This is a genomic window from Bacillus benzoevorans (genome assembly GCF_014207535.1).
GTDB lineage: Bacteria > Bacillota > Bacilli > Bacillales > Cytobacillaceae > Bacillus_BD > Bacillus_BD benzoevorans.
Map to the genome: position 1 here is coordinate 86945 of NZ_JACHGK010000008.1, position 15235 is coordinate 102179.

The 15235-nt window shown below is 41.6% G+C and carries 13 protein-coding genes and 1 other annotated feature; of the genes, 10 read left to right on the forward strand and 3 right to left on the reverse strand.

Annotated elements, in window-relative coordinates; translation table 11 throughout:
- Positions 1–14: 14 nt before the first annotated feature.
- Positions 15–281: a preprotein translocase subunit YajC gene (yajC, locus tag HNR53_RS12395; protein WP_184526383.1), complete on the forward strand. Its 267-nt coding sequence runs from the start codon at positions 15–17 to the stop codon at positions 279–281.
- Positions 282–371: 90 nt separating this feature from the next.
- Here the strand turns inward: yajC and HNR53_RS12400 are convergent, their stop codons facing one another.
- Positions 372–773, reverse strand: coding sequence for a TIGR04086 family membrane protein (locus tag HNR53_RS12400; RefSeq protein WP_184526385.1), 402 nt, complete (start codon positions 771–773; stop codon positions 372–374).
- A gap of 157 nt (positions 774–930) precedes the next feature.
- On the opposite strand from HNR53_RS12400, the gene HNR53_RS12405 reads away from it, so the two are divergent.
- Positions 931–1587 (forward strand): DUF421 domain-containing protein, encoded by a 657-nt coding sequence (locus tag HNR53_RS12405; RefSeq protein ID WP_184526387.1) that lies wholly within the window; start codon positions 931–933, stop codon positions 1585–1587.
- Positions 1588–1621: 34 nt separating this feature from the next.
- Here the strand turns inward: HNR53_RS12405 and spoVB are convergent, their stop codons facing one another.
- A complete protein-coding gene (spoVB, locus tag HNR53_RS12410) occupies positions 1622–3184 on the reverse strand; it encodes a stage V sporulation protein B (RefSeq protein ID WP_184526390.1) in 1563 nt (520 codons plus the stop codon).
- 97 nt (positions 3185–3281) lie between these two features.
- Between spoVB and HNR53_RS12415 the strand changes: the two genes are divergently transcribed.
- The 6 genes from HNR53_RS12415 (at position 3282) to dtd (ending at position 11915) form a co-directional block, all read left to right on the forward strand.
- The gene (locus HNR53_RS12415; protein WP_184526392.1) at positions 3282–3578 is read left to right on the forward strand and encodes a post-transcriptional regulator; all 297 of its coding nucleotides are present in this window, start codon (positions 3282–3284) and stop codon (positions 3576–3578) included.
- 232 nt (positions 3579–3810) lie between these two features.
- Complete coding sequence (secDF, locus tag HNR53_RS12420; RefSeq protein WP_184526394.1) at positions 3811–6084, forward strand: protein translocase subunit SecDF; 2274 nt, start codon at positions 3811–3813, stop codon at positions 6082–6084.
- Between the two features lie 134 nt (positions 6085–6218).
- Positions 6219–8603, forward strand: coding sequence for a single-stranded-DNA-specific exonuclease RecJ (recJ, locus tag HNR53_RS12425; RefSeq protein WP_184526396.1), 2385 nt, complete (start codon positions 6219–6221; stop codon positions 8601–8603).
- Complete coding sequence (locus HNR53_RS12430; RefSeq protein ID WP_184526398.1) at positions 8581–9093, forward strand: adenine phosphoribosyltransferase; 513 nt, start codon at positions 8581–8583, stop codon at positions 9091–9093. The genes recJ and HNR53_RS12430 overlap by 23 nt, the downstream gene beginning before the upstream one ends.
- Before the next feature lie 179 nt (positions 9094–9272).
- Positions 9273–11468: a RelA/SpoT family protein gene (locus HNR53_RS12435; protein WP_184526399.1), complete on the forward strand. Its 2196-nt coding sequence runs from the start codon at positions 9273–9275 to the stop codon at positions 11466–11468.
- Between the two features lie 9 nt (positions 11469–11477).
- Positions 11478–11915, forward strand: coding sequence for a D-aminoacyl-tRNA deacylase (dtd, locus tag HNR53_RS12440; RefSeq protein WP_184526401.1), 438 nt, complete (start codon positions 11478–11480; stop codon positions 11913–11915).
- A gap of 44 nt (positions 11916–11959) precedes the next feature.
- On the opposite strand, the gene HNR53_RS12445 is transcribed toward dtd, so the two are convergent.
- Positions 11960–13042, reverse strand: a complete 1083-nt coding sequence (locus tag HNR53_RS12445; protein WP_184526403.1) for an N-acetylmuramoyl-L-alanine amidase family protein — start codon at positions 13040–13042, stop codon at positions 11960–11962.
- Between the two features lie 223 nt (positions 13043–13265).
- Between HNR53_RS12445 and HNR53_RS12450 the strand changes: the two genes are divergently transcribed.
- The gene (locus tag HNR53_RS12450) at positions 13266–13442 is read left to right on the forward strand and encodes a hypothetical protein (RefSeq protein ID WP_184526405.1); all 177 of its coding nucleotides are present in this window, start codon (positions 13266–13268) and stop codon (positions 13440–13442) included.
- 67 nt (positions 13443–13509) lie between these two features.
- Positions 13510–13766, forward strand: a binding site (T-box leader).
- A gap of 186 nt (positions 13767–13952) precedes the next feature.
- The gene (gene hisS / locus HNR53_RS12455; protein WP_184526407.1) at positions 13953–15224 is read left to right on the forward strand and encodes a histidine--tRNA ligase; all 1272 of its coding nucleotides are present in this window, start codon (positions 13953–13955) and stop codon (positions 15222–15224) included.
- Positions 15225–15235: the final 11 nt, after the last annotated feature.

Genomic DNA, 15235 nt, shown 5'->3' on the forward strand with positions numbered 1-15235 from the left:
AAGGAGGGAAAATAATGGAGATGTTAACAACTTTAGGACCCATTATTTTAATGTTTGTCCTATTTTATTTCTTATTAATTCGCCCGCAGCAGAAGAGACAAAAAGCTGTTTCACAAATGCAGAACGAATTAAAGAAGGGTGACAAGATCGTAACGATCGGCGGTCTTCATGGGATTGTTGATTCTGTTGATGAAGGTAAAATCGTCGTTAAATGCGGTGATGGAAGCCGTCTCACATATGACAGAAACGCAGTCCGCGAAGTAGTAGAATCTGCGCAATAATTTTCATGATATATAAAAAATAGGAAGCGCTATTAGCTTCCTATTTTTTATATATCAGAATGGTTATAAGCGGTTTCCTGTTCCATTACACTAGACTGCTGACCGTGAGCTTCCTCCCAGGTTGACCCCTAATATGCCCCCCATCATGGCAATTAAAATATAGCAAATATGATAAATGATTTGTTCAAAGTCAAAGAGGCTGTTTAAGCCGAGAAATTGAAATAGAAAAATAATAAGCGAATAGATAAACCCTGTCATCCCTCCGAGCAGCCACCCTTTTTCCTTTCCTCTTCCTCCTGAAATAAAGCCCCCGGTAAATATCGCTATAAATGAAATGGCCGTTACTAACCATTGGATGGATGACTCCTGCAGCGATGTAAATCTTAATAATATAGAAAAAATAATACTGCATGATATAAGGAAGATAAAGATGGTTAACGTTCCAAATAGTATCGCACTGGCTAAATTTTTTGATTCTTCTATGATACCCATCCCCTTTTAAGTTACTTCAGGCCGAATAGAAATTTCAACCCTTTTACTTTGTACATGCTTATTCAGGAAATGTCCGAAATAGAAGTGATTTTTCTTATCATGTTTTTAACTTTACAGCACAGAATAAACTTGTTGAGGAAGAAGGGGGGAAAAGACCATGAACGATATTTGGACAATGATCTTAAGAACGTTATTATTATATTTTGTGATATTATTTGTCTTTCGTTTAATGGGAAAAAGAGAAATTGGTGAACTCAGTGTATTTGATTTAGTGGTAAATATCATGATTGCTGAAATGGCTGTGATGGCGATAGATGAAAAGGATTTTTCCCTGGCGGCTGCCGTTGTGCCGATTTTTTTATTAATGATCATCCAGATTGGTATGGCTCGGCTGTCGCTCAAAAGCAAAAAGTTCCGGGATCTCATAGACGGTTCACCAACGATTATCATTAATAAAGGCGAGATTGACGAAGAAGCGATGAAAAAACAGCGTTATAATTTTGATGACTTACTGCAGCAATTACGTGAAAAAGACGTACGGAACATTTCAGATGTAGAATTTGCCATTCTCGAGCCCTCTGGAAAATTATCTGTTTTTGAAAGAGAGAACAGCAATAAGGACGGAGATATAACACTGCCGCTCATTATAGATGGTATCATTCAACAAGATCATTTAGAAAGAATCCAAAAAACAGAGGACTGGTTAAGAAAAGAATTGCAGAAAAAGGGTTTTGATCAAAAGGATATCCATAATATTTCTTTTTGCAGCTACCAAAATAACCAGTTCTATATTGATACGTTTCACAAGGAATAAGGAAAGCAGTCCGGGAGGCCCGGCTGCTTTAGATTCAGCGGAAGGTCAGTTTTGCTAATGGTTTTCCGATCCATGGAATGCGGTTTAGTTCTTCTTTATGCAGCAAACCTAAAAGCAGAAGCATGAAAAAGTAGAGGATACTGATGACAATGGTCACAAGCAATACCTTCAGTGCTAATCCGGTTTGGAGCGGGAAATGAAGGAAAAACCAAGAGCCTGTCCAGCCGGATAGAGCCATAATGAGAAAGGTTTTTACATAATCACGAATATAAAAAGTAAATGAAATCTTTTTCAAAATGGTGGCAAAATGGAGCAAAGTGACAAGAACAAATCCAACAAGAAGTCCCATTGCTACTCCATAGATTCCAAAAGCCGGCTGGCTGGCCAGTACAAAAATGACGGCGGTTTTCGCAAGAGCACCTATCAGGCTGTTAATCATGGCCGCTCTTGCTAAATTAAGTGCCTGCAGAGTTGCCTGAAGCGGTGCCTGAAAATAAAATAAAATAAAAAAAGGGGCCATCAATTGAATAAACCCTGCCCCGCTGGCCGAGCCGTACATGACCAGCATTAAGGGATGAGACAGGACAAAGAGAATGATGACAGCCAATCCTCCGGTCAAGAGGGACAATCTTAATGCCTGCTGCAGCCGGTATTCGATCAGACCCTGATTATTCTGCGCATTGGCTTCGCTGATGGCAGGAACGAGAGCCGTGGCTAATGACTGAGTGACGAAAGAAGGGAGCATTAACAGCGGCAGGGCAAAGCCTGTCAGGGCTCCGTATTGCTTCGTTGCTTCAATCGTTGCCACACCGGCTATTGCCAGGCTGTGTGCGACGACTATCGGCTCAAAAAACCAGGCAAGGTTACCGATTAGTCTGCTCCCTGTTGTAGGCATAGCAATACTCATTAATTCTTTAAATGTTTGTTTGCCTGATTTAACGAAACTGAAAAATTGCCTTCTGACACGGAATTTTTTTTTCAGTTTAAAAGTAGTTAGGAGATAGAGGAGCGAGGCCAGTTCGCCAACAACCGATGCAGCCATCGCCCCCGCAGCGGCGTATTCAATCCCGTAAGGCAAAAACATTTTTGTTAAGAGGGCAATCAGGGCAATCCGGACAACTTGTTCCATTAACTGTGATAATGCCGCAGGTTTCATGTTCTGTCTGCCCTGAAAGTAGCCCCTGATCACAGACGAAATGGCGACGATCGGCACCACCGGAGCCACGGCTAAAAGGGGCATTAATGTTCTTGAATCGGTTAATAGCGTCTCAGCCAAGAGCGGTGCAACGAAAAGCAATATGGGCGTGAAAATAATCGATAAAGTAATCGTCGTGGCTAATGAAACGACGAGTATTTTTTTTATTTTGCCTGTATCACCTGCTGCCTCAGCTTCTGCGACATTTTTTGAGATGGCTACAGGCAGCCCGATTTGGGTGATGGTAATGGCAAGAATAAAGGTCGGCACGGCCATCATATACAATCCGACCCCTTCTTCCCCGATAAAACGGGCAATCACAATGCGGTTAATAAATCCTAGTACACGTGTTATAAGTCCTGCTGCTAATAAAATTATCGTCCCTTTTAAAAACTTCGACATTGCATTCCCTGCCTTCTCAAAAAAGGTAATATCATTTACAATTATCTATATGCTTGTACATGGATGAAGCATGACAAGAAAAAGGGGAGGCGGCTAAATGGAAGGCAGCCATGAATATGATCGAATCAAGATCGAGGTCAGCCCGGCTTTGAGAAGTAAGCAGGAGGAATTTTTCCTTATCGGTTACGATAATGTAACTGAAGATGATATTTGGGAATATTTGCGAAGGAAAAAATGGCGTAAAGCGGCAGAGCCGCTAAAGCTGCATGAAATGGTGCAGCAAATTCTTGCTCTTAAAGTAGGAGAATACATGAACTTTGCTGCCATTGAGGCATTAAAAACAGCGGATTTTTCACTGGAAAATGAGGAAGAACGTTTGGAACTTCTTAAATAATCATACTGAATTTAGTTTAAGGGTTAGGATAATATATCCAAACCTTTTTTGTTTTTGTGAACAAAATTGACAGTGAGAATAAAAAGTTTCATAATGTAAATATTGACTCGAAGGATATTTCAAATTTTTCCAGAATAAGAATAATGCCTGCCGAACTCTGGATGTTTAAGCTTGCAGGGCAGTTTGCTATGTTCTTATTTATTGCTTTTGATTTAGGGAGGAGCTTTACATAATGGTGAAAAAAAGTCGAATTGTTACCTTTGTGCTCTTTATGATCCTGATGGGAGGTTTAATTGGGACAACAGGAAAAGATATACTGGGTAATATCAAATTAGGTCTGGACCTTCAAGGCGGCTTTGAGGTGCTTTATGAAGTACAACCGGCTAAAAAAGGACAGAAAATTGATCATGAGGTCATGACCAGTACGGTCCAAGCTTTAAACCGCCGTATTGACGTTCTTGGTGTCAGTGAGCCAAAGATTGATATTGAGGGCAATAACCGGATCCGCGTACAGCTGGCCGGGGTGAAAGACCAGGATCAGGCAAGAGAAATTCTTTCAACGGAAGCCAACCTTACATTTCGTGATGCGAACGACCGCCTGATGATGGATGGTGCTGACCTGGCGGAAGGCGGGGCAAAGCAAACCTTCGATCAAAATGGAAATCCAAGTGTTTCCTTAAAACTGAAAAGTGCCAAGAAATTTGAGGATGTCAGCCGGGAAATTGTAAGTATGGCACCTAACAACTACCTTGTTATTTGGCTAGACTATGAAGAAGGAAAAGATTCCTTCAAGAATGAAGTCGCGAAGGAAAAGCCAAAATTTATTTCGGCTCCAACTGTAAAAGAAGTCTTTACTCAAGATACCGTATCGATTGTCGGCAATTTTACAATCGAAGAAGCGGCTAATCTTGCCGACATATTAGATGCAGGTGCTCTTCCTGTAAAACTAAATGAAATCTATTCAACTTCCGTCGGTGCGCAATTCGGTGAGCATGCGATGCAGCAAACGATTTTCGCCGGGATTATTGGTATTGCCGCCATTTTCCTCTTTATGATTTTTTACTATCGTTTGCCTGGTTTTGTTGCCACCATTACGTTAGTCGTTTATTTATTTTTAACGGTTCTCATCTTCGACTGGATGAATGTCGTCTTGACGCTGCCGGGGATCGCGGCATTGATTCTCGGGGTTGGTACGGCAGTTGATGCCAATATTATCACCGCAGAACGGATTAAAGAAGAAATAAGAGTTGGGCGATCGATTAAATCCGCCTTTAAAGCGGGAAATACGAATTCATTTTCAACAGTTACCGATGCCAATATGACACTCCTATTAGCGGCTGTTGTTCTGTTCTTTTATGGAACAAGCTCGGTAAAAGGGTTTGCTACAGGATTGATCATTGGGACATTAGGAAGCTTCTTTACAAACGTATATTTGTCCCGCTGGCTTTTAGGTTTATTTGTCAACAGCGGTTTATTTGATAAACCTTTCTGGTTCGGTGTGAAAAAATCAGCCATCCATGATTTGAAAGAAAATATCGATACGCTTGACCTTTCAACTAAATTTGACCGCTTTGATTTTATTAAACCGCGGAAAAAATTCCTTACTGCTTCTGCGGCATTACTCGTACTCGGAATTATCTTACTGGCCGTCTTGAAATTGAATTTAGCGATAGACTTTACCAGTGGATCCCGGGTAGAAATTTTGGCCAATGAGTCGATCACAAAAGAGGAAGTCGCCGCTGAGTTGAAGAAGCTGGATCTGGTAACAGATGACATTGTCATTTCCGGAGATAAGCAAAATATCGGGGTGGCACGCTTCAAAGGGGACAAAGAAGAATTTTTATCCAAAACGAAGGTTGCTGAAATTAAAGCACATTTTAACAAGGAATGGGGAGCAGATACGAACGTCAGCAATGTGACACCAGCGGTCGGAAAAGAAATTGCTAAAAATGCTCTTAAAGGACTTTTGATTACATGCCTTGGTTTAATTATTTTCGTTGCCTTCAGATTTGAACTGCCAATGGCGGTTGCCGCGGTAATCGCTTTGCTTTATGCATCATTCTTCATTATTCCATTCTTCAGCATTACAAGGATGGAGGTAGATTTAACCTTTATTGCGGCATTATTGACCGTTGTCGGTTATGCGATCAATGATACGATCGTTACCTTTGACCGGATGCGGGAAAATATGCAGAAACGGAGAAAAATCAAAACGAAAGAGGAAATTATTGAAATTGCCAACGTGAGTTTACGCCAAACCCTGGGCCGTTCCATTAATACCGTATTAATGGTTGTCCTTTCTGTTGTTGCCATGATGATTTTCGGCAATGAATCGATTCGTTCTTTTGCCGTTGCGTTAACAATCGGCCTTTTGGTGGGTACGTATTCTTCCGTTTTCATTGCCACACCGCTTTGGGTGGAATGGAAACAGAAGGAATTGAAAAAGAAAGGCGTTCTTGTTACATTTAAAGAGAAGAAAAAACGCACGGACGAACCGGTCGTTTAATCCTTTCACCTTTAACCGCAGTATCTAATTACTGCGGTTATTATTTTTTCGAGCTGTTATTGGTCCCTCGAAGGAAGATAAATTGAAACTGGACAAACACTTTTGTATAATGAGAAATCTAAAGAGGTGAACGTATGTTAAAATCTAAAACGCGCTGGATGGTGCAAAAAACCAGACAAGATCAAATTGAACGGCTGGCGGAAACTATACAAGTAACACCATTAGTGGCATCGCTTCTTGTCAATCGAGGCTTAGTGGAACCGGAAGAAGCTAAAGCCTTTTTATATACCGAGCAGCAGGAGTTTCATGATCCATTTCTCTTTGACGGAATGGAGCGTGCAGTCAATCGAATTCGCCGTGCCATTGAAAAGGAAGAGCCGATTTTGATTTTTGGCGATTATGATTGTGACGGGGTAACGAGTACAACGGTGATGATGAAAACGCTTAGGGAACTCGGCGCCCAGGTGGATTTTTATATCCCGAACCGTTTTACTGAAGGCTACGGACCGAATGAAGGAGCTTTCCGCCATGCGCATGAGATGGGTTTCCGCATCATTATTACCGTTGATACTGGAATTGCCGCACTTCATGAAGCAGCTGTGGCAAAGGAATTGGGCATCGATTTAATCATCACGGATCACCATGAACCCGGCCCGGAATTGCCTCTGGCGGAAGCTATTATTCATCCTAAGCTTATCAATGGCACGTATCCCTTTCACCATCTGGCTGGAGTAGGAACCGCCTTTAAATTCGCCCATGCCCTCTTAGGCAGCGTGCCTGATCATTTAATTGAGTTTGCCGCGATTGGAACCATTGCTGACCTAGTGCCGCTAAAGGGTGAAAACCGCCTGATTGTGCAAAAGGGATTAAAGAAACTAAAAAACACGGAAAATATTGGTCTGAAGGCACTGTTTAAAATGGCTAGCGTGGAGCAGCCAGCGGTGAATGAAGAGTCCATCGGTTTTTCCATTGCCCCTAGGATTAATGCAGCAGGAAGGCTGGACAGTGCTGATCAGGCTGTTCAATTATTGCTTTCTGATGATCCGTTTGAGGCTGAAATGATGGCTGAAGAAATTGAACAATTGAACAAAGAACGAAAAGAATTGGTCAATGCGATTACAGAAGAGGCAGTGAGAATGGTAGAGGAACAATTCCCCATTGCGGAAAACCGCTTTCTTATCGTCGGGAATGAAGGCTGGAATTCCGGCGTGATCGGAATCGTTGCTTCGAAGCTTGTGGAAAAATATTATCGTCCGACCATTGTGTTCAGCTATGATAATGAAAAAGGGCTTGCAAAAGGTTCGGCAAGAAGCATTCTCGGATTCGACTTATTTGAAAACCTGTCCACCTGCCGTGATATTCTGCCTCATTTTGGCGGCCATACAATGGCTGCCGGTATGACATTACAGATTAGTGATGTGGAGGAATTACGCACTCGGTTAAATCAGCTGGCACACGAACAGCTGAAAGAAGAGGACTTGATTCCAGTCACCAATATTGATACGGAAGTAAGACTTGCGGATATCCATTTGCAATCGATTGCGGAAATGAATAAATTGGCTCCATACGGAATGGATAATCCGAAGCCGAAAGTTGTGATTCATGATGTTGATTATGCTAACCTGAGGAAAATCGGTTCAGATAAGAACCATTTAAAGATCACATTTGAACAGGAAGGCAGCAAACTGGACGGTGTTGGTTTTGGTCTGGGAGAACTAACTGATCATATTTCTCCAGCTTCAAAGATTTCGGTGATTGGGGAACTATCTGTAAATGAATGGAATAATATAAAAAAGCCGCAAATTTTTGTTCAGGATCTGTCCGTGAAGGAGTGGCAGTTATTTGACTGCCGCGGGACGAGAAATCTTCAGCAACTGTCAGAGACCCTACCGCAGGAACAAACGAAATGGATTGTCTTCCAACAGGAAAACGTCATTCCATTACAGAAAAAAATTGCGAATGAGCAAATTATCTGGATTTCCTCCGCTGCATATGCTGAAGAAACTGTCCTTGATTTATGCAATGTTGTCCTGTTTGATTTACCGTACAAGAAGGATTTGCTGCTCAGTCTGCTGTCCGGGAAACAAACGGCTAGAATCTATGCTCATTTTTATAAACAAGAAAGCGACTTTTTCTCGACTATGCCGACAAGAGAGCATTTTAAATGGTATTATGCCCTATTACTGAAAAGGAATCCATTTGACTTGAAGCAATACGGGAATGATTTGGCAAAGCATCGCGGCTGGACCAGAGAAACGGTAGATTTTATGTCAAAGGTGTTTTTTGAACTTGATTTTGTTACAATAAACAATGGACTCATTACTTTAAATAAAAATGTACCTAAACGTGATCTAGCAGAGTCCTTTTCCTATCAGAAAAAACAGTCGCAGATTCAACTGGAAAAGGAATTGTTATTTTCATCGTATCCGCAATTGAAAAATTGGTTTGATCAGGTCATTCATGGAGCGGTGAAATTAGAGGAGGCAGAAAGTAAGAATGGACTTAAAAAAGTTTATTAAAATTGTGGAAGATTATCCGAAACCTGGCATAAGCTTTAAGGATATTACACCATTAATGGATAATGGAGAAGCATTTAAATACGCTACTAATCAAATTGCAGAGTATGCCCGTGAACGGAATGTGGATTTGATTGTAGGACCTGAGGCAAGGGGCTTTATTGTCGGCTGTCCTGTGGCCTATGCCCTTGGTTTAGGGTTTTCACCCGTCCGCAAAGAAGGCAAGCTGCCTCGTGAAACGATTAAAGTAAATTATGGTCTTGAATACGGTCATGATGTTTTGGCGATCCATAAGGATGCCATTCAGCCTGGACAGAGAGTGCTCATTACAGATGATTTGCTCGCTACAGGGGGCACAATTCAAGCTACAATTCAATTGGTGGAAAAGTTAGGCGGCGTTGTAGCGGGAATTGCGTTCCTCATTGAACTAACTGAATTAGATGGACGCAGCAAACTTGAAGGTCATAATATTTTAACCTTAATGTCATTTTAAGAGGTTAAGAGCGCTTACAAAAAAGGGCGCTCTTTTGCTGTATTTACTCTATTTTTATTATTTGCTGGAAAATGAAATCTATTGCTTTACATATTGACTATTTTTTTCGATAATAAATACAATCTTTTAAACTTCATTCAGCATGAAAGAAGGATTATTTTGAATAAAAAGGTGATTCTATGGCGAACGATCAAGTTTTAACCGCCGAACAAGTCATCGACCGAACAAGGGCATATTTAAAAGATGAGGATGTAGAGTTTGTTAAAAAGGCTTATGAATTTGCTTTGCATGCTCATCGTTTTCAATATAGAAAATCTGGTGAACCCTATATTATCCATCCCATACAAGTGGCAGGAATTCTTGCTGATTTGGAAATGGATCCTCCTACAGTGGCCGCCGGATTTCTCCACGATGTAGTTGAAGATACAGAAGCAACTCTTGCTGATTTAAAAGAGACCTTCAGCGACGAAGTGGCAATGCTGGTCGATGGCGTTACGAAGCTCGGTAAAATTAAATATAAATCACATGAAGAACAACAGGCGGAGAATCACCGTAAAATGTTTGTCGCTATGGCTAAAGAGATCCGGGTCATCATGATTAAATTAGCTGACAGGCTTCATAATATGCGGACATTAAAGCATCTCCCGGCTGAAAAGCAAAGACGAATCTCCAATGAAACGTTGGAAATCTTTGCACCGCTGGCAAACAGGCTCGGGATTTCAAAGATAAAATGGGAGCTTGAGGATACGGCATTACGATACTTAAACCCGCAGCAATACTACCGCATTGTCAACTTAATGAAAAAAAAGCGGGCCGAACGGCTGCAATATTTAGATGATGTGGTTGTGGAAATCCGCGGGCAGATGGACGATGTCGGGATTAAAGCGGATATTTCCGGACGCCCGAAACATATTTACAGTATATATCGAAAAATGGCGCTGCAAAATAAGCAATTTAATGAGATTTATGACTTGCTTGCGATAAGAATCATTGTGAATTCGATTAAGGACTGCTATGCCGTACTAGGGATTATTCATACCTGTTGGAAGCCGATGCCGGGCAGATTCAAGGACTATATTGCGATGCCAAAGCCTAATATGTATCAGTCATTGCATACAACCGTCATTGGTCCGAAAGGTGAACCTCTTGAGGTCCAGATTCGAACGTTTGAAATGCACCGCACAGCTGAGTTCGGGATTGCTGCACACTGGGCGTACAAAGAAGGAAAAACGATCAATGAAGGTTCCTCCTTTAAGGATAATTTGACGTGGTTCCGGGAAATTCTTGAATTCCAGGATGATACGGCAAATGCCGAGGAATTTATGGAATCGCTGAAAGTAGATTTATTCTCTGACATGCTTTATGTCTTTACCCCAAAAGGGGATGTCATTGAACTTCCTGCCGGTTCAGTGCCGATTGATTTTGCTTACCGCATCCACTCGGAAATCGGCAACAAAACAATCGGGGCCAAGGTGAATGGAAAGATGGTCACCCTCGATTACAAATTGAAAACAGGGGATATCATTGAGATTCTCACTTCGAAGCATTCTTACGGTCCAAGCCAGGACTGGATTAAGCTGGCTCAAACCTCACAAGCGAAAAATAAAATACGAGCGTTTTTCAAAAAGCAAAGAAGAGAAGAAAATATTGAAAAAGGCCGTGAAGCGGTTGAAAAAGAGATCCGCTTGATGGAGTTTGATTTAAAGGAAATTTTAGCAGCTGATAATGTCAAGCGCGTCGTAGAAAAGTTCAATTTTACCGGCGAAGAAGATATGTATGCGGCTGTTGGCTATAATGGCATTACGGCGCTTCAGGTGGCAAATCGTTTGACAGAGAAGTGGCGTAAAAAGCGGGATCAGGAGCAGATAGCAAATGTCGCAAAAGCAGTATCGGAATTAAAGACTTTGCCTCCGAAGAAAAAACGGGAATCCGGGGTCAGAGTAGAAGGCATTGAGAATTTGCTCATTCGTCTCTCCCGCTGCTGTAATCCTGTACCAGGGGATGAAATTGTTGGTTTTATCACAAAAGGCCGTGGTGTCTCTGTGCACAGAAAAGACTGCCCAAACATTGTCGCAGATGATGCAAAGGATAGACTGATCCCGGTAGAGTGGGAATCCGGCTTGAATGATCGCAAAGAATATAATGTGGAAATTGAAATAACCGGTTTCGACAGAAGAGGTCTGCTAAATGAGGTACTTCAGGCAGTCAATGAGACAAAAACGGATATTTCAGCTGTGTCAGGGAAGACAGACCGCAATAAGATGGTGACGATTACGATGTCGATTTCGATCTTAAATGTCAGCCATTTACAAAAGGTAGTAGACCGTATTAAACAAATCCCTGATTTGTATGCGGTGCGAAGAATTATGAATTAAGGTGATCGTGTGCGCATTGTTGTCCAAAGAAGCAAGGAAGCAAGTGTTAAAGTAAATGAAAGACTAGTCGGGAGTATTGCCAAAGGGCTTGTCCTGCTTGTCGGGATTACCCATGATGATACAGAAGAGGATGCTGTATTTCTTGCCGACAAAGTGGTTAATCTCCGCATCTTTGAAGATGAGCACGACAAGATGAATTTGTCACTCTTAGATGTTGGCGGCAGTATTCTTTCCGTATCTCAGTTTACTTTGTACGGAGACTGCCGCAAAGGACGTCGTCCGAATTTTATGGCCGCAGCAAAGCCCGATTATGCCTTGGAACTTTATCAACGCTTTAATGAACTCCTGCGCTTGAAAGGGGTTCAAGTGGAAACGGGAGAATTTGGTGCGATGATGGATGTTCAATTGATTAATGACGGACCGGTAACATTACTATTGGAGAGTTGAAAAAAAGAGAGCTGACCGACTTAAATGGGTCTGCTCTCTTTTTTCTATTCATTAAAGTAGCGCCCTAAACCTTCGTAAATCCCGGTTGCGGCGGATTTCTGGTATTCATCGGAACGAACCAGCAGTTCTTCGGCTGGGTTGCTTAAGTAACCAAGTTCAATTAACACGGCTTTTTTATTATTTTCCCGGATGACGTAGTAGTCGCCGAAACGGACTCCGCGGTTTTCCTGTTTTGTTTGATCCACTGCAGCTGAATGAAGCTCAACCGCCAGTTCTTTTTGCCATGAATGATAAAAGTAGGTTGTTAAGCCGCGGACACTTTTATCCTTAGAGTTGTCATAATGGATGCTGATAAAGGCATCAGCATTTCTGTAGTACCCTGTTTCGACTCTTGATGTTAAGGGGAGATAGAGATCGCCGTTCCTTGTTAAAATCACATTTGCCCCGGCTTCCTCTAATTTACGGCTTAATTGTTTGGCTGTTTCGAGAGTCAGCCTTTTTTCTAATGTGCCGTATTTCCCGACTGTCCCCCCATCTTCTCCTCCATGACCGGGGTCTATGACAATCGTTTTATTTTTTAATGAAACTCTGCTGTCTTGCTGTTCTTTTTTTGTCCTTGAATCAGCGCTTATTTCAGAAACAATCCAGCTGGCGACATAACCGCTTTCCCCATTAGACAGCTTGATTTGATACCAGCTATCTTTTAATTGGACGGCTTCGTACGTATCGCCTTCATTGGACCGTTCCACAATCATCGCCTGAGTACTCGGACTTTGTCTAATATTCGTCCCGTTATGTAAAATACTCAGTGTTGTATGGGTAAATTTTTTTTCGGATCCATCATCAGCTGGATTGACGGTGACGAGGAAATCGGCAACCCAGCCTTTTTTTTCATCTGGCAGTTGAATTTGAATCCAATCCTTTTCTCGTTGAATAAATGGATACTTCTTCCCTTTTGCTAATGTAGTGACGATATCATGGTGCATTCCCGGACCGCTTCTGACATTTAAATCATCAGTTTCTACTGTAACAGTACTTTCAGGTTCCTTTGCTTTCGTTTCGGGTGTTATCCATGGAAGTAAGAAAACAATGCAGAAAAGCCACTTCATGGCAGACTTTGTCTTCAAGACCAAATCCCCCTTTATCATCATTCGTGAGTTCAGAAGTCAAAGGCAGGTCTGTCATATATTTCGCTTCAATACGGACCTTTTCCTGCTTGAATATCGGAATAGATAGATTCGAAGTAATTGAATAAATAAACGGCGCATGAAAATTTTTACGGAATCTGGGAAAACTAACTATGGAAGATGAAATAACAAAATAACCGTTAAATGAAACGGAGGGCAATACATGCGGTTAAACAATAAAGGGATGGCTGTTCATGCCGGTGAAAATCAATTATATGGCATGGATTTTCATGATTTTATCCAAAAAGATCAAAATGCTTGTCTCACGGAATTAGCTTCGGAATTTGGCATTTCTACCAATGAAGTAAGAAAAATGAAGAAGCAAATGGAACGAAATTAGCTGTACACTATTGACATTTGTTAGGAAGCTTCGTAATATTATAGAGATAAAATGAAAATGAAATATTCAATAGCTGATGATGAAGAAAAGTAATTAAATCTCACATGGATAGAGAAGAACCGCCGTAGGCTGAAAGCGATTCTGCATGATGACTTAATGAAGAACACTTCGAAGGCTTCTCCCTGAACGAGGATCCATGCTTGATGGCTCTATTAGGGGCGGAACGTGTACAGGCGTTAACTGGAAAAGTGGAAATGATAAATGATCAATGATTTATTGTTTCAATTAGGGTGGCACCACGGGAATCAGGCTCTCGTCCCTTGTATTACAGATGAATACAAGCGGCGGGGGCTTTTTTATTTTGCTTTCATAGATTTCTGCTGCGTATGCTTCTTTATAAAGGAAAAAACTTTTACTTGATTATCTTTTGCTCTAGACCAATTGTTTCGGGCATATTCCGTTATGCCTTAAGGATAAAGGTGAGCTGATAGAAGGAAAGGAGTGACCTATATGTCTATTCAAATACCAAGAGGAACCCAGGATATCTTGCCTGGCGAAGTAGAAAAGTGGCAATATATTGAAAACAAAGCCCGTGAGCTTTGTGGAAAATTTCAATATAACGAAATTCGAACTCCAATTTTTGAACATACGGAATTGTTTACTAGAGGAGTAGGAGACACAACTGATATTGTGCAAAAAGAAATGTATACCTTTACGGATCGCGGGGACCGCAGCCTGACATTACGCCCGGAAGGAACAGCATCAACGGTCCGTTCGTTTGTTGAACATAAAATGTATGGCAGTCCCAATCAACCGGTCAAGCTGTTTTATATGGGACCGATGTTCCGCTATGAACGCCCGCAGGCAGGCCGTTTCCGCCAATTTGTCCAATTCGGTGTAGAGGCATTAGGCAGCAAAGACCCGGCGATTGATGCCGAAGTTATTTCCCTCGCGATGTCCATTTATCACAGTATGGGCTTGAAGAAATTGAAGCTTATTATCAACAGTCTTGGTGATAAAGAAAGCCGTGCTGCTCATCGCGCTGCACTAATGGAGCACTTCACACCAAGAATTGGTGAGTTCTGTAAAGACTGTCAAAGCCGCCTGCAAAAGAATCCGATGCGGATTTTAGACTGTAAACAGGACAGAGACCATGAACTAATGAAATCGGCTCCGTCGATCATTGACTATTTAAACGCTGAATCCAAAGAATATTTTGCGAAGGTGCAAAAATATTTAACGGATTTACATATTCCCTTTACGGTCGATCCAAATCTCGTAAGAGGACTGGATTATTACAATCATACAGCATTTGAAATTATGAGTGATGCAGAGGGCTTCGGCGCGATTACGACGTTGTGCGGCGGAGGCCGTTATAATGGTCTTACCGAGGAAATTGGCGGACCCGAAACGCCGGGAATAGGCTTTGCCTTTAGTATTGAACGTTTCATTGCTGCTTTAAATGCCGAGGGGATTGAACTTCCGGTAAACAAAGGCATCGATTGCTATCTTGTTTCTTTAGGAGAAGATGCAAAGGATTATACCGTCGTCCTTTTACAAAAACTTCGTCTAGCTGGTTTTTCTGCGGAGCGCGATTATTTAGAACGCAAAATTAAAGCGCAAATGAAGGCAGCTGACCGCTTAAATGCGAAATATGTCGCAATTTTAGGCGATGAAGAATTGAATAATAAAGTGATCAATGTGAAGCACATGGAATCTGGGGAACAGAAACAGATTGATTTAGAAAGCTTTGTTGAAAAATTTCAAGAACTGAACCAATAGGAGGAAGTATC